Annotated in this window: 16 protein-coding genes and 1 tRNA gene; 16 read left to right on the top strand and 1 reads right to left on the bottom strand. The window is 70.7% G+C overall.

Going from position 1 to position 19,137, the window contains the following annotated elements; all coding sequences use genetic code 11:
* Positions 1-625: 625 nt before the first annotated feature.
* Positions 626-697 (bottom strand) — tRNA-Arg (locus tag AB0I68_RS03025).
* An 81-nt stretch (positions 698-778) separates the two neighbouring features.
* Here AB0I68_RS03025 and AB0I68_RS03020 point away from each other — a divergent pair.
* From AB0I68_RS03020 to AB0I68_RS02945, 16 genes are all read left to right on the top strand, one after another.
* The gene (locus tag AB0I68_RS03020; RefSeq protein WP_363175420.1) at positions 779-1,273 is read left to right on the top strand and encodes a response regulator; all 495 of its coding nucleotides are present in this window, start codon (positions 779-781) and stop codon (positions 1,271-1,273) included.
* Positions 1,274-1,341: 68 nt separating this feature from the next.
* A complete protein-coding gene (gene nrtL, locus AB0I68_RS03015; RefSeq protein ID WP_363175419.1) occupies positions 1,342-2,280 on the top strand; it encodes an ArgS-related anticodon-binding protein NrtL in 939 nt (312 codons plus the stop codon).
* 19 nt (positions 2,281-2,299) lie between these two features.
* Entirely contained in the window at positions 2,300-3,691 is a 1,392-nt protein-coding gene (gene lysA / locus AB0I68_RS03010) for a diaminopimelate decarboxylase (protein ID WP_363175418.1), read from the top strand.
* Positions 3,692-3,848: 157 nt separating this feature from the next.
* On the top strand, positions 3,849-5,153 hold the full coding sequence (locus tag AB0I68_RS03005; RefSeq protein WP_363175417.1) for a homoserine dehydrogenase: 1,305 nt from the start codon (positions 3,849-3,851) through the stop codon (positions 5,151-5,153).
* Between the two features lie 6 nt (positions 5,154-5,159).
* Positions 5,160-6,230, top strand: coding sequence for a threonine synthase (thrC, locus tag AB0I68_RS03000; protein ID WP_363175416.1), 1,071 nt, complete (start codon positions 5,160-5,162; stop codon positions 6,228-6,230).
* 329 nt (positions 6,231-6,559) lie between these two features.
* The gene (thrB, locus tag AB0I68_RS02995; protein WP_363175415.1) at positions 6,560-7,486 is read left to right on the top strand and encodes a homoserine kinase; all 927 of its coding nucleotides are present in this window, start codon (positions 6,560-6,562) and stop codon (positions 7,484-7,486) included.
* A 434-nt stretch (positions 7,487-7,920) separates the two neighbouring features.
* A complete protein-coding gene (rho, locus tag AB0I68_RS02990) occupies positions 7,921-10,047 on the top strand; it encodes a transcription termination factor Rho (protein ID WP_363175414.1) in 2,127 nt (708 codons plus the stop codon).
* Positions 10,048-10,377: 330 nt separating this feature from the next.
* Positions 10,378-11,484, top strand: a complete 1,107-nt coding sequence (locus AB0I68_RS02985; RefSeq protein ID WP_363175413.1) for an LCP family protein — start codon at positions 10,378-10,380, stop codon at positions 11,482-11,484.
* A 197-nt stretch (positions 11,485-11,681) separates the two neighbouring features.
* The gene (rpmE, locus tag AB0I68_RS02980) at positions 11,682-11,900 is read left to right on the top strand and encodes a 50S ribosomal protein L31 (RefSeq protein WP_030153765.1); all 219 of its coding nucleotides are present in this window, start codon (positions 11,682-11,684) and stop codon (positions 11,898-11,900) included.
* A 111-nt stretch (positions 11,901-12,011) separates the two neighbouring features.
* Entirely contained in the window at positions 12,012-13,091 is a 1,080-nt protein-coding gene (gene prfA, locus AB0I68_RS02975) for a peptide chain release factor 1 (protein ID WP_363175412.1), read from the top strand.
* A 73-nt stretch (positions 13,092-13,164) separates the two neighbouring features.
* Complete coding sequence (gene prmC / locus AB0I68_RS02970; protein WP_363175411.1) at positions 13,165-14,010, top strand: peptide chain release factor N(5)-glutamine methyltransferase; 846 nt, start codon at positions 13,165-13,167, stop codon at positions 14,008-14,010.
* Positions 14,011-14,059: 49 nt separating this feature from the next.
* Positions 14,060-14,707 carry an L-threonylcarbamoyladenylate synthase gene (locus AB0I68_RS02965; protein ID WP_363175410.1) on the top strand — a complete coding sequence of 216 codons (648 nt, stop codon included), beginning with the start codon at positions 14,060-14,062 and terminating at the stop codon, positions 14,705-14,707.
* Positions 14,704-15,360, top strand: a complete 657-nt coding sequence (locus AB0I68_RS02960; RefSeq protein WP_363175409.1) for a protein-tyrosine-phosphatase — start codon at positions 14,704-14,706, stop codon at positions 15,358-15,360. Before AB0I68_RS02965 ends, AB0I68_RS02960 begins: the two co-directional genes overlap by 4 nt.
* A gap of 206 nt (positions 15,361-15,566) precedes the next feature.
* Positions 15,567-16,796 carry a serine hydroxymethyltransferase gene (gene glyA / locus AB0I68_RS02955; RefSeq protein WP_363175408.1) on the top strand — a complete coding sequence of 410 codons (1,230 nt, stop codon included), beginning with the start codon at positions 15,567-15,569 and terminating at the stop codon, positions 16,794-16,796.
* Positions 16,797-16,900: 104 nt separating this feature from the next.
* Positions 16,901-18,235, top strand: a complete 1,335-nt coding sequence (locus AB0I68_RS02950) for an MraY family glycosyltransferase (protein ID WP_363175733.1) — start codon at positions 16,901-16,903, stop codon at positions 18,233-18,235.
* A 283-nt stretch (positions 18,236-18,518) separates the two neighbouring features.
* Positions 18,519-18,956, top strand: coding sequence for a hypothetical protein (locus AB0I68_RS02945; protein WP_363175407.1), 438 nt, complete (start codon positions 18,519-18,521; stop codon positions 18,954-18,956).
* Positions 18,957-19,137 lie beyond the last annotated feature (181 nt).

Raw genomic sequence — 19,137 nt, 5'->3', positions numbered from 1 at the left:
GGCGGGCCCACCCGTCACGCGGGTTCATGCGCGGTACGGGGGTACGGGCGTCACGGACGCGGCTCAGGCGCTGGTGTCCAGGGACGGCTGTACGTGTCCTGGGCGGGCGCGCCCAGCCCATTCCTGCTCCCGGCCGGGATGTGACCGTGCAGGAGGTGAGGATGCCGCCCGGTCTGGTCAAACGTCAGACTTCGAGGCATCCTCGCCCTTCTTGCCAAGGCGCGGTACCCGCCAAGGAAGGCTGCCGCTGCCCCCGCAGGAGAACCATCAGAAGTGGGGGACGGGACCGCTACCGCCTCACGGTGCGCTCGGGTTCCGCCCCCAGTAAGTGCAACGGCCTGCGGCTCCGTGTGCCATCACCTGAGGTTTGCCCGATATGCCCGCGTTTAGGGTCTGTCAGTCACTGCGGAAAGCGCTTCGCATAGCGACTCCGTCCCGCGTATGTCCCGCGTGCGCCAGTATTGCGGGATCGGGCATATCGGATCTCGTGTGCCTGGCGCTGCAAAGAGCCAGGTCAAGGCAGTGGTCCGGGTGGAAGTCGCGGCAGCGTGGGCCGTGTGCGTTTTTACCGTGTACAAGAAAGGCGCCAACCGGCATTTCTGCTGGTCGGCGCCTTAATCCGGAGTGCCCCCGGCAGGATTCGAACCTGCGCACACGGCTCCGGAGGCCGTTGCTCTATCCCCTGAGCTACGGGGGCGTGTCGTTCGCGTTGCGGCGACGGGTTGAACACTACCAGCTTCCGCGGGGTGATCAGAAACGGTTTCCGGGGTAGAGGGGGGTGGGTCGCCCGGAGGGGGTGGAAGTGGCGAAAACCCGGACGCGGGAGCTTAGGCGGACCTACTCTCGAGTTGTGTCAGGCGCCTCGGGCCGGGTGCTTGTTGTCGACGACAACAAGGTCATCCGGCAGCTGATCAAGGTCAATCTCGAGCTGGAGGGCTTCGAGGTAGTGACCGCGAACGATGGTGCCGAGTGTCTGGACGTCGTGCATCGCGTCTGCCCCGACGTGATCACCCTTGATGTGGTCATGCCCCGGCTGGACGGGTTCGGGACGGCCGCGCAGCTGCGTGCCGACCCGCGGACGCGGCACGTGCCCGTCGCCATCGTGAGCGCCTGTACGCAGCACGAGGTGGAGGCCGGGATCGAGGCCGGGGTGGATGCGTTCCTCGCCAAGCCCTTCGAGCCCGCCGAGCTCGTGCGGGTCGTACGCCGGCTCATCGAGCGCAAGGACCGGCGGGAGCGGAAGGGTGCCCCCGCAGGGCGGGGGAGAGGGTAGCGGCCGTCACCTGTTCACATGGCGAAACCGTTCGCGGGATGGGTGGGCTTCTCCCCTAGGCTGGTCCCGTGACCCCCGCCGACCTCTCCCGTACCGTCGTACGCGCCGTGCGCTGCGCCGTCGAGGAGGGGGAACTGCCCGCCGAGGCGGGCGTGCCCGAGCGGGTCGTCGTCGAGCGGACCCGGCCCGGTGGGGTGGGGGACTACGCCACCCCCGTGGCCTTTCAGGTCGCCAAAGCGGCCAAGACCTCTCCTCGCGAGGTCGCCGATGTGCTGGCCCGGCGGCTGGGTCGTGTTCCCGGGATCGAGCGTGTCGAGATCACCGGTCCCGGGTTCCTCAATTTCGTGATGGACCGGCTGCCCGCCGATGTACTCGTGCGCGACGTACAGGCGCGCGGGCTCCGGTACGGGTTCACCACCGCCCTCGAGCTGCGCGCGCGGGTCGTGGCGGAGGCCGTGCTGAGGATCGAGCTCAGCCAGGGCCGGAGCAGCGCCGCCCCCGTGCGGGCCGCCCCCGTGGCCAGGCGGGACGGTGATGTCGTCGCCGTGTACGGGGGCGACGCCGCCGCCTGGGCCATGCTCGCCGTCGCGCCGCACGAGACGCCCGCCTTCGACGAGCGGCTGCTCGTGCAGGACGAGTCCAACGAGTTCTTCCGGGTGCGGTACGCCTACGCGCGGAGCCGGGCTCTGGTGCGCAATGCCGCTCAGCTCGGGTTCCGGAGTGAGCCCGGTGAGGTGGACGACGACGGCGGCCCGCTGGTGCGCGCCCTCGCCGACTACCCCCTCGTACTCGAAGCCGCCGCGCATCGGCGGGCGCCGGAGCAGGTCGTCCGGTTCCTCGTCCGCGCCGCCGGCGAACTGCTCGATTTTCAGCACTGCGTCCTGCCCAAGGGGGACGAGAAACCCTCGGCCGCCCACCGCGCCCGGCTGGCTCTTGCCGAAGCCGCCGGGACGGTGCTGGCCGGTGGCCTGGCCCTCCTCGGCATAGACGCACCTGACTGCCTGTGATCTGCGAAGAGAGATACCGATGAGCCGTTCCGCGCACCCCGCCGGGCCCCGCCACGCCGACGTCCTGCCCGAGGGGCACTACTCCCCGCCGCCCGCCGACCTCAACGCGCTCGACGAGAAGGTCTGGGCGCGGACCGTGCGGCGGAACCACGACGGTGTCGTGACCCTCGGCGGCGTCCCCGTCACCACGCTCGCCGAGGAGTTCGGGACGCCCGCCTACTTCCTCGACGAGGAGGACTTCCGGGCCCGGTGCCGGGCCTGGGCGCACGCCTTCGGGCCCGATGCCGATGTGTTCTACGCCGGGAAGGCGTTCCTCTCCAAGGCCGTCGTGAAGTGGCTCAAGGAGGAAGGACTGAACCTCGACGTGTGTTCCGGCGGGGAGCTGGCCACCGCCCTCGCCGCCGGGATGCCCGCCGAGCGGATCGCCTTCCACGGGAACAACAAGTCCGTCGCGGAGATCACCCGGGCCGTCGAGGCGGGAGTGGGTCGAATCGTGCTCGACTCCTTCCAGGAGATCGCTCGAGTCGCGCACATCGCCCGTGAGCTGGGCGTCCGCCAGCCCGTCCAGATCCGAGTGACGGTCGGCGTCGAGGCGCACACGCACGAGTTCATCGCGACCGCGCACGAGGACCAGAAGTTCGGCATCGCCGTCGCCGACGGATCCGCGGCGGAGGCGGTCCGGCGTGCGCTGGGGCACGACAGCCTCGAACTGCTCGGCGTCCACTCCCACATCGGGTCGCAGATCTTCGACATGGCCGGCTTCGAGGTGTCCGCCAAGCGGGTGGTCCGCCTGCTGGCCGCCGTGCGCGACGAGCACGGGGTCGAGCTGCCCGAGATCGACCTCGGCGGCGGCCTCGGCATCGCGTACACGTCCTCCGACGACCCGCGCGAGCCCCACGAGATCGCCAAGGCCCTGCACGAGATCGTCGCCCGCGAATGCGAGTCCGCAGGGCTGCGCGCGCCCCGGATCTCCGTCGAGCCCGGCCGGGCCATCGTCGGGCCCACCGCCTTCACGCTGTACGAGGTCGGGACGATCAAGCCGCTCGAGGGGCTGCGTACGTACGTCTCCGTCGACGGCGGCATGTCCGACAACATCCGCACCGCCCTCTACGACGCCGAATACGCGGTCACCCTCGTCTCCCGCGTCTCCGACGCCGAGCCCATGCTCGTCCGCGTCGTCGGCAAGCACTGCGAGAGCGGTGACATCGTGGTGAAGGACGCCTTCCTGCCGGCCGACCTGGCCCCGGGAGACCTCCTCGCCGTACCCGCCACCGGGGCGTACTGCCGCTCCATGGCCAGCAACTACAACCACGCGCTCCGGCCGCCCGTCGTCGCCGTGCGCGACGGACAGGCCCGAGTGATCGTCCGGCGCGAGACGGAGGAAGATCTCCTGCGCCTCGACCTCGGATGATCTCCATGTTTCTGGGGGAAGGCCCCAGGCCCCCAAAATAGGTGTCTCACTCACTGGACCGGGGATGGAAAGTGCTGTCCATTGAGTGAGACTGGTTGAGACCCGGTGCGCAACCCGCGCGCCGGGTGGTGATGGAAGATCGAAAGGCGTAGGTCGAATGATGCGTACGCGTCCGCTGAAGGTGGCGCTGCTGGGCTGTGGAGTGGTCGGCTCAGAGGTGGCGCGCATCATGACGACGCACGCCGACGATCTGACGGCCAGGATCGGCGCGCCCGTCGAGCTCGCCGGCGTGGCCGTGCGCCGTCCCTCCAAGGTGCGCGAGGGCATCGACCCCGAGCTGGTCACCACCGATGCGACCGCCCTCCTCAAACGGGGCGACATCGACGTCGCCATCGAGGTCATCGGCGGCATCGAGCCCGCCCGCACCCTCATCACCACCGCATTCGAGCACGGCATCTCCGTCGTCTCGGCGAACAAGGCGCTGCTCGCCCAGGACGGCGCCGCGCTGCACGCCGCAGCCGACCAGCACGGGCTGGACCTGTACTACGAGGCCGCCGTCGCCGGCGCCATCCCGCTGGTCCGCCCGATGCGCGAGTCCCTCGCCGGCGACAAGATCAACCGGGTGATGGGCATCGTCAACGGCACGACGAACTTCATCCTCGACAAGATGGACTCGACCGGCGCCGGCTACCAGGAGGCGCTCGACGAGGCCACCGCCCTCGGGTACGCCGAGGCCGACCCGACCGCCGACGTCGAGGGCTACGACGCCGCCGCCAAGGCCGCGATCCTGGCCGGCATCGCCTTCCACACCCGGGTCCGCCTCGACGACGTCTACCGCGAGGGCATGACCGAGGTCAGCGCCGCGGACTTCGCCTCCGCCAAGCGCATGGGCTGCACCATCAAGCTCCTCGCGATCCTGGAGCGCGCCGCGGACGGGGAGTCCGTCACCGCCCGCGTGCACCCGGCGATGATCCCGCTCAGCCACCCCCTCGCCTCTGTGCGCGAGGCGTACAACGCCGTCTTCGTCGAGGCGGAGGCCGCCGGGCGGCTCATGTTCTACGGGCCCGGCGCGGGCGGTTCGCCGACCGCCTCGGCGGTCCTGGGCGACCTCGTCGCCGTATGCCGCAACAAGCTCGCCGAGGCAACGGGGCCCGGCGATTCGGCGTACACCCAGCTGCCGGTCAGCCCCATGGGCGACGTCGTCACGCGGTACCACATCAGCCTCGATGTGGCCGACAAGCCGGGCGTCCTCGCCCAGGTGGCGACGACGTTCGCGGAGCACGGTGTCTCGATCGATACCGTACGACAGCAAGGACGTCCGGACGGGGTCGGCAATGAGGCCTCCCTCGTCGTCGTCACCCACCGCGCACCCGACGCCTCCCTCTCCGGGACCGTCGAGGCGCTGCGGAAGCTGGACACCGTGCGCGGTGTCGCCAGCATCATGCGTGTTGAAGGGGAGTAAGGACCCATGAGCAGCAATCGCACCCACCAGTGGCGCGGCATCATCGAGGAGTACCGGGACCGCCTGCCGGTGACGGACGCGACTCCCGTGGTCACGCTCCGCGAGGGCGGCACTCCCCTCGTCCCCGCCCAGGTGCTCTCCGAGCGCACCGGCTGCGAGGTACACCTCAAGGTCGAGGGCGCGAACCCCACCGGGTCCTTCAAGGACCGCGGCATGACCATGGCGATCAGCAAGGCGAAGGAGGACGGCGCCAAGGCCGTCATCTGCGCCTCCACGGGCAACACCTCGGCCTCCGCCGCCGCGTACGCGGTGCGTGCCGGGATGGTGTCGGCCGTCCTCGTGCCCCGCGGCAAGATCGCGCTCGGCAAGATGGGCCAGGCCCTCGTGCACGGCGCCAAGATCCTCCAGGTGGACGGCAACTTCGACGACTGCCTGGACCTGGCCCGCGCGCTGTCCGACAACTACCCTGTCGCGCTGGTCAATTCCGTCAACCCGGTGCGCATCGAGGGCCAGAAGACGGCCGCGTTCGAGATCGTCGACGCGCTCGGCGACGCCCCCGACATCCACGTGCTGCCCGTCGGCAACGCCGGCAACATCACCGCGTACTGGAAGGGCTTCAAGGAGTACAAGGCCGACGGCCTGGCCTCCCGTACGCCCCGCGTGTGGGGTTTCCAGGCCTCCGGGTCCGCGCCCATCGTGCGCGGCGAGGTCGTCAAGGAGCCGCACACCATCGCCACCGCGATCCGCATCGGCAACCCGGCCTCGTGGGACTACGCGCTCGCCGCGCGTGACGAGTCGGGCGGCTTCATCGACGAGGTGACGGACCGCCAGATCCTGGCCGCCTACCGCCTGTTGGCCGCGCAGGAGGGCGTCTTCGTCGAGCCCGCCTCGGCCGCGTCCGTCGCCGGCCTGCTCAAGGCCGCCGAGCTGGGCCTGGTCGACCCCGGCCAGAAGATCGTATGCACCGTCACCGGAAACGGCCTCAAGGACCCCGACTGGGCGGTCGCCGGCGCTCCGCAGCCGGTCACCGTCCCGGTGGACGCGGAGGTCGCGGCCGTCCGCCTCGGCCTGGTCTGACCCGGGCCCGGCCAGGGTCCGCCCCTGTGGCACCACCCCGAGTCGCCGGTTCCGGAAGGCTTCCGGAATCCGGCAACTCGGGCCGTACGACACAAAAGTCATCGACTGTCAGCCGAATCCACCGGAAGGCACCGACTCGCATCGTGCGCCTCCTGTGCGCCCTATGTCGCGAGAGAACCTTCCTTCGATAGGCTGTACTTACATCCGCCACCGCGCATATGACCGTGGTGCTGCCCAGAGGGCCTTCGGGTGTCGTACGTTCTCCAGTACATTCGCAGCGAGCCAGCGAAGACCTCGTCTCGCACAGTCACAAGGAGTGTCATCGGACGATGGCCGGTCCAGCGTTCCGCGCCGCCGCCGTACGGGTGCGCGTCCCCGCCAGCAGTGCCAACCTCGGCCCGGGCTTCGACGCCCTGGGCCTGGCCCTGGGGCTCTACGACGACGTGGTCGTCCGGGTGGCCGACTCCGGCCTGAACATCGACATCGCGGGTGAGGGTGCCGACACCCTCCCGCGGGACGAGAGCCACCTGCTCGTACGCTCGATGCGCACTGCCTTCGACCTGCTGGGCGGGCAGCCGCGCGGCCTCGAGGTCGTCTGCGCCAACCGCATCCCGCACGGCCGCGGCCTCGGGTCCTCCTCGGCCGCCATCTGCGCCGGGATCGTCGCCGCCCGCGCCGTGACCATAGGCGCAGAGGCCAAGCTCGACGACGCGGCCCTGCTCGAACTGGCCACCGAGATCGAGGGCCACCCCGACAACGTCGCCGCCTGTCTCCTCGGCGGCTTCACCCTCGCCTGGATGGACGGCGGCAGCGCCAAGGCGATCCGCATGGAGCCCGCCGACTCCATCGTCCCGGTGGTGTTCGTCCCCTCCAAGCCGGTCCTGACGGAGACCGCGCGCGGCCTGCTGCCGCGCAACGTCCCGCACGTGGACGCGGCCGTCAACGCAGGTCGCGCGGCCCTGCTCGTCGAAGCCCTGACCAGGCGTCCCGAGTTGCTGCTGCCGGCCACCGAAGACCGGCTCCACCAGGAGTACCGGTCCCCGGCGATGCCCGAGAGCGTGGCACTCGTCAACCGGCTGCGGGCGGACGGTATCCCCGCGGTCATCTCCGGCGCGGGCCCCACGGTCCTCGCGCTGGTCGACAACGGCGCGGCCGACAAGGTCGCGCAGCTCGCGGGCGGGGGATGGGCGGCGAACCGGCTCGCCCTCGACGCCGCGGGCGCGAGCGTGCTTCCGCTGGGCACCCAGGGCGGCTAGGCCGTACGGGCATACCGGCCAGGGGCGGGCGGTCAGGGCAGGCCGCCCGCGCGGAAGGCGCGATTGCCGGTGATTGAGAGGGGGAATATCTGTTGGATCCGGTAGTGTTACTCTCAAGTGTGCAGCCGAAGCCGCCATGGCTTGTTGCTCAGTGTCCCTTTCCGGGACCACCTTTCTTCCGGGAGCCTCCCCGACTGCTTTGATCGCTGCCAGCAGTTTCGAGCACGCTCCGGAATCGGCGTGACATTCCCACGCTTCCAGCTCGGGGGCTTCTCGCCGGAACCACTCATGCACGTTTCTCTCCGCCGTATCTCTACCGGCGGACCACCGCCCCGGCCGCGGTCCACGACCCATCAAGTCATGGTCCGTTGTCGGACAGCACAACCGGTCGCCGAGCCAGACAGGCCGACGTCCGCTCCAGGGAAGGACCCTTCGTGAGCGACACCACCGATCTGATGGGCGCTGCCGACACCAATGTCGACACCAGTGCCCCCGCCGCGGGCGCCGCGGCGACCACTGCCGGACGTCGGCGCCGCTCCGGCACCGGCCTCGAGGGCATGGTCCTGGCCGAGCTGCAGCAGGTCGCGTCGGGCCTCGGTATCAGGGGCACCGCGCGGATGCGCAAGAGCCAGCTGATCGAGGTCATCAAGGAGACGCAGGCCGGGGGCGGCAGTGCCCCCAAGGCCGCGGCTCCCGCCGCCGAGGCCGCCGAGGCCAAGCCGAAGCGCCGCGCCACCAGCAAGGCCCGTACGGGCGAGGCCGCCGCCGAGGCGCCCGCCGAGAAGCCTGCCGCGCAGGCGCAGATCGAGATCCCGGGCCAGCCGGCTGGGGGCCCCTCCCGCGCGAGCGAAGCCGAGCGTGCGGGAGACGACGCCCCGGTCGGCGAGCGCCGCCGCCGTCGGGCCACGGCCCCCTCCGGCAGCCCGGAGGCCACGGCCCCCGCCGCCGTGCAGGTCGAGGCGAAGACCGAGACCACCGCCACCGCGCCGACCGAGGCCAAGGCCGAGGCCGCGACCGCCGTCTCCGCGCCCGCCCAGGAGGGCGAGGGCCGCGGCCGGCGCGACCGCCGCGACCGCGGTGACCGTGCCGAGCGCGGCGACCGCCAGCGCGACCGCCGCGACCGCGGCGCCAAGGCCGACGAGCAGGGCCAGGGCGCCCAGGGCGCGGGTCAGGGCGCAGGCCAGGGCGCGGGCCAGGGCGCGGGCCAGGGCGGCGGCCGTCAGGACCGCCAGCAGCAGGGCGGCCGCCAGGACCGTCAGCAGCAGGGCCAGCAGGGTCGCCAGGACCGCCAGGACAACGGCCCGCAGGACGACTTCGACGACGAGGGCGGCCGGCGCGGCCGGCGCGGCCGCTACCGCGACCGCCGTGGCCGTCGTGGCCGCGACGAGTTCGCGCCGAACGAGCCGCAGGTCGCCGACGACGACGTCCTGATCCCCGTCGCGGGCATCCTGGACATCCTCGACAACTACGCGTTCATCCGGACCTCGGGCTACCTGCCCGGCCCCAACGACGTGTACGTCTCCCTCGCCCAGGTCCGCAAGGCCGGCCTGCGCAAGGGTGACCACACCACCGGTGCCGTGCGCCAGCCCAAGGACGGCGAGCGCCGCGAGAAGTTCAACGCCCTCGTGCGTCTGGACTCGGTGAACGGCATGGCGCCCGAATCCGGCCGCGGCCGACCGGAGTTCCAGAAGCTGACCCCGCTGTACCCCCAGGACCGGCTCCGTCTGGAGACCGACCCGGGCGTGCTGACGACCCGCATCATCGACCTCGTGTCGCCGATCGGCAAGGGCCAGCGAGGCCTGATCGTGGCCCCGCCGAAGACCGGCAAGACCATGATCATGCAGGCGATCGCCAACGCGATCACCACCAACAACCCCGAGTGCCACCTGATGGTCGTCCTGGTCGACGAGCGTCCGGAAGAGGTCACCGACATGCAGCGGTCGGTCAAGGGCGAGGTCATCTCCTCGACCTTCGACCGCCCGGCCGAGGACCACACCACCGTCGCCGAGCTGGCCATCGAGCGCGCCAAGCGCCTCGTCGAGCTGGGTCACGACGTGGTCGTCCTGCTGGACTCCATCACCCGTCTGGGCCGCGCGTACAACCTCGCGGCGCCCGCCTCCGGCCGCATCCTGTCCGGTGGTGTCGACTCGACCGCGCTGTACCCGCCGAAGCGCTTCTTCGGTGCCGCGCGCAACATCGAGGACGGCGGCTCGCTGACCATCCTGGCCACCGCGCTGGTCGACACCGGCTCGCGCATGGACGAGGTGATCTTCGAGGAGTTCAAGGGCACCGGCAACATGGAGCTCAAGCTCGACCGGAAGCTCGCCGACAAGCGCATCTTCCCGGCCGTCGACGTCGACCCGTCGGGCACCCGCAAGGAGGAGATCCTCCTCAACAGCGAGGAGCTCGCCATCGTCTGGAAGCTGCGCCGGGTGCTGCACGCGCTCGACTCGCAGCAGGCCATCGAGCTGCTGCTCGACAAGATGAAGCAGACGAAGTCGAACGCCGAGTTCCTGATGCAGATCGCCAAGACGACCCCGTCGGGCAAGAACGACGACTGACGTCGCCGCTCCGCATCGCCGAGACCGCCCCCGCCGCACCCGCGGCGGGGGCGGTCCCGCGTTTTCCGGACGTTTGCGCAGGTGCGAGCTTCGCCACACTTGCGGTTCCGGTGAACCCGCCGGCCTTCCCGTGCGTTCCCCTGGGAAACCGCAGGCAGGAGCGGCATCGCGGCGTGCCTCATCCCGCCGCGGTCACCGCAGGGCACCTGCACAGGGTCCGCGTCGGCCGTGGAACCCTGGAGGACATTCGGCCGTCTGTGTCAGAGGGCGGTGCGGGGAGGCCACCGGGCCGGACATCCGGCCGGGAACGTACTCAGGACTGAGGAGAGCATGAGCGAGGACAGCAGGGGCAGCGGCCGGCGTGCCGCGGGCCGGCGCCGACGGAAACCCTCGAGCCGCCGCAAGGCCCTCGTCATCGCCGCGTGGAGCGCTGCCGGCGTCGTCCTCCTGGGCGGGGCGGGTCTCGGCTGGTTCTACTACCACCTGAACGGGAACCTGAAGACGGTCGACATCGACCAGGCGCTCGGCACCGACCGCCCGCAGAACGTGGACAACGGCTCGATGGACATCCTCGTCCTCGGCTCCGACTCCCGCGGCGGCGCGAATTCCGAGTACGGCCAGGACGACGGCGGCTCTGCCCGCTCCGACACGGCGATGATCGTCCACCTGTACGACGGCCACAAGAAGGCGACCGTCGTGTCGATCCCGCGCGACACCATGGTCAACCGGCCGTCGTGCACGCTGAGCAACGGCAAGACCGACCGCGGCAGCTCGCGCTCCCAGTTCAACGAGTCGTTCACCATCGGCGGGGCCGCCTGCGCGGTCAAGACCGTCGAAAAGATGTCGGGGATCCGCATGGACCACTACATCGAGGTCGACTTCACGGGCTTCAAGAAGATCATCGACAACCTCGGCGGCGTCGAGCTCACCACCACCAAGCCGATCAAGGACGGATCGAGCCACCTCGACCTCCCGGCCGGTCAGAACAAGCTCAACGGCGAGCAGGCCCTGGGCCTCGTACGGACCCGCAAGAGCGTCGGCGACGGCTCCGACCTGGGCCGAATACAGCTCCAGCAGGCGTTCATGAAGGCCCTGATCAAGCAGGTCAAGGGCATCGGCATCTTCGACAACCCCAAGCGGCTGCTCGACCTCGCCGACACCGGCACCAAGGCGCTCACCACCGACAAGGCGCTCGGCGACGTGAAGTCCCTGATGGGCTTCGCGCAGAGCCTCCAGGGCATCGACGCCCAGGACATGAAGATGATCACCCTGCCGGTGGGCCCGGACGCCCGCGACGCCGACCGGGTCGCCCCGCTGACCAAGGAATGCAAGATGGTCTGGGACGCCCTCCTGGCCGACCAGCCCGTCCCCGCGGACGCCACCAAGGACTCGATGGGTGACAAGGGCACGGCCGGGTCGATCGTCCGGCAGCCGTAAAAGGCCTGCCGCGAAAGGCCTGCTCAGGGGCATTCTGCAAGGATGCGGAATAGATGCCGTTGCCGCCCCGTTGAGGGAGGCGTCCTCAGAATTTTGACAGGCAGCCCGGTCCTGGCAGACTGGTCTGTCGGCCCCGGTTCACGCAGTGCGCAATTCGGCTCCTGCGACCCGGCGCCCTCCCGAATCTAGGAGACACCTTGAAGCGCGATGTTCACCCCGAGTACGTCGAGACCCAGGTCAGCTGCACCTGTGGCGCGTCGTTCACCACCCGTAGCACCCTGACCGAGGGCACCATCCGTGCCGAGGTCTGCTCCGAGTGCCACCCGTTCTACACGGGCAAGCAGAAGATCCTCGACACCGGTGGCCGTGTCGCCCGCTTCGAGGCCCGCTTCGGCAAGGCTGCCGGCTCGAAGTAGCGAGCCCACGGCGCCGGACCCCGGCTGCACCCTGTCCACACGGGGGCGGCCGGACCGGCGCCTTTGTCGTCCCGCAGCCCTTTTTCGTACTTTTCACCCCAGGAGCCCCCGATGTTCGAGGCGGTCGAGGAACTGGTCGGCGAGCACGCCGACCTTGAGAAGAAGCTCGCCGACCCTTCGGTCCACTCGGATCAGGCCAACGCGCGCAAGCTCAACAAGCGCTACGCGGAGCTGACCCCGATCGTCGCGACCTTCCGAGCCTGGAAGCAGTCCGCCGAGGACATCGAGACGGCGAAGGAGTTCGCGGCCGACGACCCGGACTTCGCGGCCGAGGCGAAGGAACTGAGCGCCCAGCGCGAGGAGCTCACCGAGAAGCTGCGCCTGCTGCTCGTCCCGCGCGACCCCAGCGACGACAAGGACGTGCTCCTGGAGGTCAAGGCGGGCGCGGGCGGCGACGAGTCGGCCCTGTTCGCAGGCGACCTGCTGCGCATGTACCTGCGCTACGCCGAGCGCGTGGGCTGGAAGACCGAGATCATCGACGCCACCGAGTCCGAGCTCGGCGGCTACAAGGACGTCCAGGTCTCCGTCCGCACCAAGGGCGGCAACGGCGCGACCGAGCCCGGCCAGGGCGTCTGGGCCCGTCTGAAGTACGAGGGCGGCGTGCACCGCGTCCAGCGTGTTCCGGCCACCGAGTCCCAGGGCCGCATCCACACCTCCGCCGCGGGCGTGCTCGTCACCCCGGAGGCCGAGGAGGTCGAGGTCGAGGTCAACCCGAACGACCTCCGGATCGACGTGTACCGCTCGTCGGGCCCCGGCGGCCAGTCCGTGAACACCACCGACTCGGCCGTGCGCATCACGCACATCCCGACCGGTGTGGTCGCCTCCTGCCAGAACGAGAAGAGCCAGCTCCAGAACAAGGAGCAGGCGATGCGCATCCTCCGGTCGCGCCTGCTGGCCGCGGCCCAGGAGGCCGCCGAGCAGGAGGCCTCCGACGTGCGCCGCAGCCAGGTGCGCTCGGTGGACCGCTCCGAGAAGATCCGCACGTACAACTTCCCGGAAAACCGGATCTCGGACCACCGGACCGGTTTCAAGGCGTACAACTTGGACCAGGTGCTCGACGGCGACCTCGATCCGATGATCCAGGCCTGCGTCGACGCGGACTCGGCCGCGAAGCTGGCGTCCGCGCACTGATCTCCGCCCGACCCCGCTCGACCCTGTCCGACCCCCGCTCCACCCCCGTACGACAGCAGCCCGGAGGACCAGCGTGAACTTGCTGCTTGCCGAGGTGGCCCAGGCCACCCAGCGGCTGGCCGCCGCCGGCGTGCCCTCACCGCGCTTCGACGCGGAGGAGCTCGCGGCCTTCGTGCACGGCGTCAAGCGGGGGGAACTGCACCACGTCAAGGACGCGGACTTCGACGCCCGCTACTGGGAGGCCGTCGCCCGCCGCGAGGCGCGCGAGCCGCTCCAGCACATCACCGGCCGCGCTTTCTTCCGGTACCTCGAGCTCCAGGTCGGCCCCGGGGTCTTCGTGCCCCGGCCCGAGACCGAGTCGGTCGTGGACTGGGCCATACAGGCCGTCCGGGCGATGGACGTCGTCGAGCCGATGATCGTGGACCTGTGCACCGGGTCCGGCGCCATCGCGCTGGCCATGGCGCAGGAGGTGCCGCGCTCGCGCGTGCACGCGGTCGAGCTGTCCGAGGACGCGCTGCGGTGGACCCGCAAGAACGCCGAGGGCTCCCGGGTCGCCGTCCACCAGGGCGACGCGCTGAGCGCCCTGCCCGAGCTGGACGGCCAGGTCGACCTGGTGATCTCGAACCCGCCGTACATCCCGCTCACCGAGTGGGAGTACGTCGCCCCCGAGGCCCGGGACCACGACCCCGAGATGGCGCTGTTCTCCGGCGAGGACGGCCTCGACACCATCCGCGGCATCGAGCGCACCGCGCACCGGCTGCTGCGGCCCGGCGGCATCGTCGTCATCGAGCACGCCGACACGCAGGGCGGCCAGGTCCCGTGGATCTTCGCCGAGGAGCGGGGCTGGGCCGACGCCGCCGACCACCCCGACCTGAACAACCGCCCGCGCTTCGCCACCGCCCGCAAGGCCCTGCCGTGACGGGCGCGACCAATCCCGCCACCCCCCTGCTGCACGAGGAGTCCCGCTGATGGCCCGGCGATACGACTGCAACGACGCGACGGACCGCAAGACGGGTCTGCGTGAAGCCGCATCCGCCGTGCGCCGCGGCGAGCTTGTCGTGCTGCCCACCGACACCCTCTACGGGATCGGCGCGGACGCCTTCAGCGCGGAGGCCGTCGGCGACCTGCTCGCCGCCAAGGGCCGCGGACGCAACATGCCGACCCCGGTGCTCATCGGCTCCCCGAACACCCTGCACGGCCTCGTCACGGACTTCTCCGAGCAGGCCTGGGAGCTCGTCGACGCCTTCTGGCCGGGCGCGCTGACGCTGGTCGCCAGGCACCAGCCCTCGCTCGCCTGGGACCTGGGCGAGACCCGCGGCACCGTGGCCGTGCGCATGCCGCTGCACCCCGTCGCCATCGAGCTGCTCACCGAGGTCGGCCCGATGGCCGTGTCCTCGGCGAACCTGTCCGGGCACCCGGCGCCGGAGGACTGCGACGCGGCGCGCGAGATGCTGGGCGACTCCGTGTCCGTGTACCTGGACGGCGGTCCGACCCCGGGCATCCAGCCCTCGTCGATCGTCGACGTCACCGGGAAGGTTCCCGTCCTGCTGCGCGAGGGGGCGCTGACCGCCGAGCAGCTGCGGGAGGTCGTACCCGACCTCGAGGTGGCCCCGTGAGCCCTGAGGGGCGTGGCATAGCAAGCGGGCACTCCCCGGCGGCAGCCGGAGGGGACACCTTCCGCATCCTCCACGTCAGCACCGGCAACGTGTGCCGCTCGCCCATCACCGAGCGGCTGACCCGGCATGCGCTGGCGCACCGGCTGGGCGGCATCCCGGCGACCGACCTGATCGTGGAGAGCGCGGGGACCTGGGGCCACGAGGGCGCACCCATGGAGGCGAACGCGGCGGCCGTGCTCGCGGACTTCGGCGCGGACGCGTCCGGGTTCACCGGGCGGGAGCTGCTCGACGAGCACGTCATACGGGCGGACCTGGTGCTGACGGCCACCCGCGACCACCGTGCGCAGGTCATCTCGATGGGGCACTCGGCGGGCCTGCGGACGTTCACGCTGAAGGAGTTCACGCGGCTGGTGCGGGAGATAGACCCGGCCACGCTGCCGCCGCTGGGCGACGGGGTGGCGGAGCGGGCGCGCGCGCTGGTACGGGCCGCGGCGGCGCTGCGCGGCTGGCTGCTGGCCCCCTCGCCCGACGCGGACGAGGTGTACGACCCGTACGGGGCGCCGATCACCTTCTTCCGCTCGATCGGCGACGAGATCAACCAGGCGCTGGACCCCGTGGTCACGGCCCTGACGGGCGTCACCGCCTCCCGCTGAGCGTCCGGCCGGCCGGACGCCGGCGCGGCGGGCACATCCAGCCCCGCCGGCGATTGAGGCGCCGGGGGCCCCGGCGGAGTCCGGGGAGGCCCGGGGGGCACCGCCCCGCAGCGGCGCCGCACACAATCCAGGGGCGGTCCGCAGGGCGGGATCGAGGCCGCGGGCCTAGAGTGGCGAGTACCGGGACAGCCCACTGGAGTCGCGCCATGAGCGTCATCACCCCGCCCACGGACCTGCTGCGGCAGCAGGATCCGCAGATGGCCGACGTGCTCGCAGGGGAGGCGCAGCGCCAGGCCACCACGTTGCAGCTGATCGCCGCCGAGAACTTCACCTCGCCCGCCGTGCTCGCAGCGCTCGGCTCGGCGCTCGCCAACAAGTACGCCGAGGGCTATCCCGGTGCGCGCTACCACGGCGGCTGCGAGTACGCGGACCTCGCCGAGGGCCTGGCCGCCGAGCGGGCCCGGGCGCTGTTCGGGGTCGAGCACGCCAACGTGCAGCCGCATTCCGGTTCCGCCGCCGTGCTGGCGGCGTACGCCGCGCTGCTGCGGCCCGGGGACACCGTGCTGGCGATGGGGCTCCCGTACGGGGGGCACCTCACGCACGGTTCGCCCGCCAACTTCTCGGGACGCTGGTTCGACTTCGTCGGGTACGGGGTGGACGCCGAGACGGGCCTCATCGACTACCGCCAGGTGCAGGACCTGGCGCGGGCGCACCGGCCCAAGGCGATCGTCTGCGGGTCGATCTCCTATCCGAGGCACCTGGAGTACTCGGTGTTCCGGGAGATCGCCGACGAGGTGGGGGCGTACCTCATCGCGGACGCCGCCCATCCGATCGGGCTCGTCGCCGGCGGGGCCGCGCCCAGCCCCGTCCCGTACGCCGACATCGTCTGCGCGACGACCCACAAGGTGCTGCGCGGGCCGCGCGGCGGGATGGTCCTGTGCGGCGCCGAGTTCGCCGAGCGGATCGACCGGGCCGTGTTCCCCTTCACCCAGGGCGGCGCCCAGATGCACACCATCGCCGCCAAGGCCGTGGCCTTCGGCGAGGCCGCGGCGCCGGCGTTCACCACGTACGCGCACCGGGTGGTCGCCAATGCGCGGGTGCTGGCCGATGCGCTGGCGGCCAACGGGTTCGCGGTGACGACGGGCGGGACCGACACCCACCTGATCACCGCCGACCCGGCGCCGCTCGGCGTCGACGGTCCGACCGCGCGCGGCCGGCTCGCCGCCGCCGGGATCGTGCTGGACACCTGCGCCCTCCCGTACGGGGACCAGCGCGGGATCCGGCTCGGCACGGCCGCCGTCACCACCCAGGGCATGCGGGAGCCGGAGATGGCCCGGATCGCCGCCCTGTTCACCGCCGCACTGCACGGGGAAGGGGCGGGTACCCGCGCGGAAGTGGCCGAGCTGACGCGCGGATTTCCCCCGTACGGGGCGTAAAAGGGGCAAACGGGGCGTACCGCAACCGTGATACCGCCCCCTCGCGTCCTCGGTGAGGGGTACATCGCAGCTAATGTGTGGGGCTGAGATGGCCGGCGATACATCTGGGGCAGCCCGTGCGTGAATATCTGCTGACGCTTTGCGTCACGGTCGCGGTGACCTACCTGCTCACCGGGCCCGTGCGGAAGTTCGCGATCGCGGCCGGTGCGATGCCGGAGATCCGCGCCCGCGACGTGCACCGCGAGCCGACTCCGCGGCTCGGCGGCATCGCCATGTTCGGCGGACTGTGCGCGGGCCTGCTGGTCGCCGACCACCTGCGCAACCTCAACGGCGTCTTCGAGCTGTCGAACGAACCGCGGGCGCTGCTCTCCGGAGCCGCCCTGATCTGGCTGATCGGCGTGCTCGACGACAAGTTCGAGATCGACGCACTGATCAAGCTCGGCGCGCAGATGATCGCCGCAGGTGTGATGGTCATGCAGGGTCTGACCATGCTGTGGATCCCCGTCCCGGGGATCGGGACGGTCGCGCTGACCCAGTGGCAGGGCAACCTGCTCACCGTGGCCCTCGTCGTGATCACCATCAACGCGGTCAACTTCGTGGACGGCCTCGACGGCCTGGCCGCCGGCATGGTCTGCATCGCCTCCGCGGCGTTCTTCCTCTACTCGTACCGGATCTGGTTCGGCTACGGGATCGAGGCGGCCGCGCCCGCAACCCTCTTCGCGGCGATCCTGATGGGCATGTGCCTCGGCTTCCTGCCGCACAACATGCACCCGGCCCGGATCTTCATGGGCGACTCCGGATCGATGCTCATCGGCCTGGTGCTCGCCGCCGCGGCGATCTCCATCACCGGGCAGGTGGACCCGGACACCATGGCCCTGTTCGCCGGCGGTGAGCGCAACGCGACGCACGCGATGCTCCCGGTCTTCATTCCGCTTCTGCTCCCGCTGACGATCATCGCGATCCCGATGGCGGACCTGATCCTGGCCATCGTGCGGCGTACGTGGAAGGGCCAGTCGCCGTTCGCGGCCGACCGCGGGCACCTGCACCACCGACTGCTGGAACTCGGGCATTCGCACAGTCGCGCGGTGCTGATCATGTACTTCTGGTCAGGGCTGATCGCCTTCGGCGCGGTGGCCTATTCGGTGTCTTCCGCCTCGATGTGGATCGTGCTCGCCATCGTCGCGCTCAGTGCGGTGGGCCTGGTCCTGCTGCTCCTGCCGCGCTTCACCCCGCGCGCCCCGCGGTGGGCCGAGGGTCTGGTCCCGCCGCGCTACCGGCACGCGGAGCGCGCCGCGGAGGCAGCCGCACTGGACGCCTCGGGCCGGGAGCCGGAGCCCGCCAGGCCGATCGGGGCCGGCGTCTCGGGCGTCAACGGAGCGACCGCCGTAGGCCCCCGTTCGCGCTTCCCCGACCGGCGTAAGGCGGAGTCGTCGCGCTGACGCCCGCGGTACATGTCGGATATGGAATGCCTTTACCACACACAATGACGGCTTGTCGCGCACACACGGGCGGGTTAGCTCTCATGTGTGACAGTCAGCACACTTCGCAGGTAAAGCTCTCATCAAATAGTTTGTGATACCGTTCACTAAACCCGGCGACAGAGCCGAAGGACCGTAGTGCGACGGTCCATTGGCCCGAGGCTCGATCTCGGACCGGGCTTACGCTCGTCCCGTACGAGTCCGTACGAGTCCGTGCCCCCACCACCACGCGGAGCAACCCGCCATGCGGTCAGATGACGTCCGATCCCTCCTGCACGCCGCCGTACCCACAGCTGCCGCCGGCGCTCTTGCCGCCGTCATCAGCGCCGTGGTGGCAGGTGGCAAGGGGGCCCTTGGCGCCGTCATTGCCACGCTGGTCGTGATGCTGTTCATGGGCATCGGATTCGTCGTTCTGCAACGCACCGCGAAATCGCTGCCGCACTTGTTCCAAGCCATGGGGCTGATGCTCTACACGGCTCAGATCTTGCTGCTCTTCGTCTTTCTCGCCGTGTTCAAGAACACGACGTTGTTCAACCCCAGGGCCTTCGCGATCACGCTCGTCGCCACCACCCTCGTGTGGATCGGCGCACAGACGCGTGCTCACATGAAGGCCAAGATCCTCTATGTCGAACCGGACTCGACCAAGGGCGACAAGCCCGAAAATTCGGGGCCGAAGTCGTGAGGGGTAGGGCCGGGATAAGTGAGCGTTCGAGATGCTGCTATCGTCCGGTTCCAACTGCGGCATTGCGGGCGCGGGCATCTGAGCTGACGCCTGTTCCATCGCGAGGCTCGATGCCTGATCGCCGCCCCCACACCCGTAACACCAGTCCAGTGCCGAACAGCGGCTGTGCGCCGCGCCGACA

This window comes from Streptomyces sp. NPDC050448, assembly GCF_040655295.1.
Lineage (GTDB): Bacteria > Actinomycetota > Actinomycetes > Streptomycetales > Streptomycetaceae > Streptomyces.
The sequence above is the reverse complement of the archived record's forward strand: the minus strand, read 5'-3'. Positions and strand labels throughout refer to the sequence as shown.

Coding starts and splice junctions, on each gene's coding strand:
- lysA (WP_363175418.1), top strand. CDS start 2,300: ATGAGCCGTTCCGCGCACCCCGCCGGGCCCCGCCACGCCGACGTCCTG.
- AB0I68_RS03005 (WP_363175417.1), top strand. CDS start 3,849: ATGATGCGTACGCGTCCGCTGAAGGTGGCGCTGCTGGGCTGTGGAGTG.
- thrC (WP_363175416.1), top strand. CDS start 5,160: ATGAGCAGCAATCGCACCCACCAGTGGCGCGGCATCATCGAGGAGTAC.
- thrB (WP_363175415.1), top strand. CDS start 6,560: ATGGCCGGTCCAGCGTTCCGCGCCGCCGCCGTACGGGTGCGCGTCCCC.
- AB0I68_RS02985 (WP_363175413.1), top strand. CDS start 10,378: ATGAGCGAGGACAGCAGGGGCAGCGGCCGGCGTGCCGCGGGCCGGCGC.
- prfA (WP_363175412.1), top strand. CDS start 12,012: ATGTTCGAGGCGGTCGAGGAACTGGTCGGCGAGCACGCCGACCTTGAG.
- AB0I68_RS02965 (WP_363175410.1), top strand. CDS start 14,060: ATGGCCCGGCGATACGACTGCAACGACGCGACGGACCGCAAGACGGGT.
- glyA (WP_363175408.1), top strand. CDS start 15,567: ATGAGCGTCATCACCCCGCCCACGGACCTGCTGCGGCAGCAGGATCCG.
- AB0I68_RS02945 (WP_363175407.1), top strand. CDS start 18,519: ATGCGGTCAGATGACGTCCGATCCCTCCTGCACGCCGCCGTACCCACA.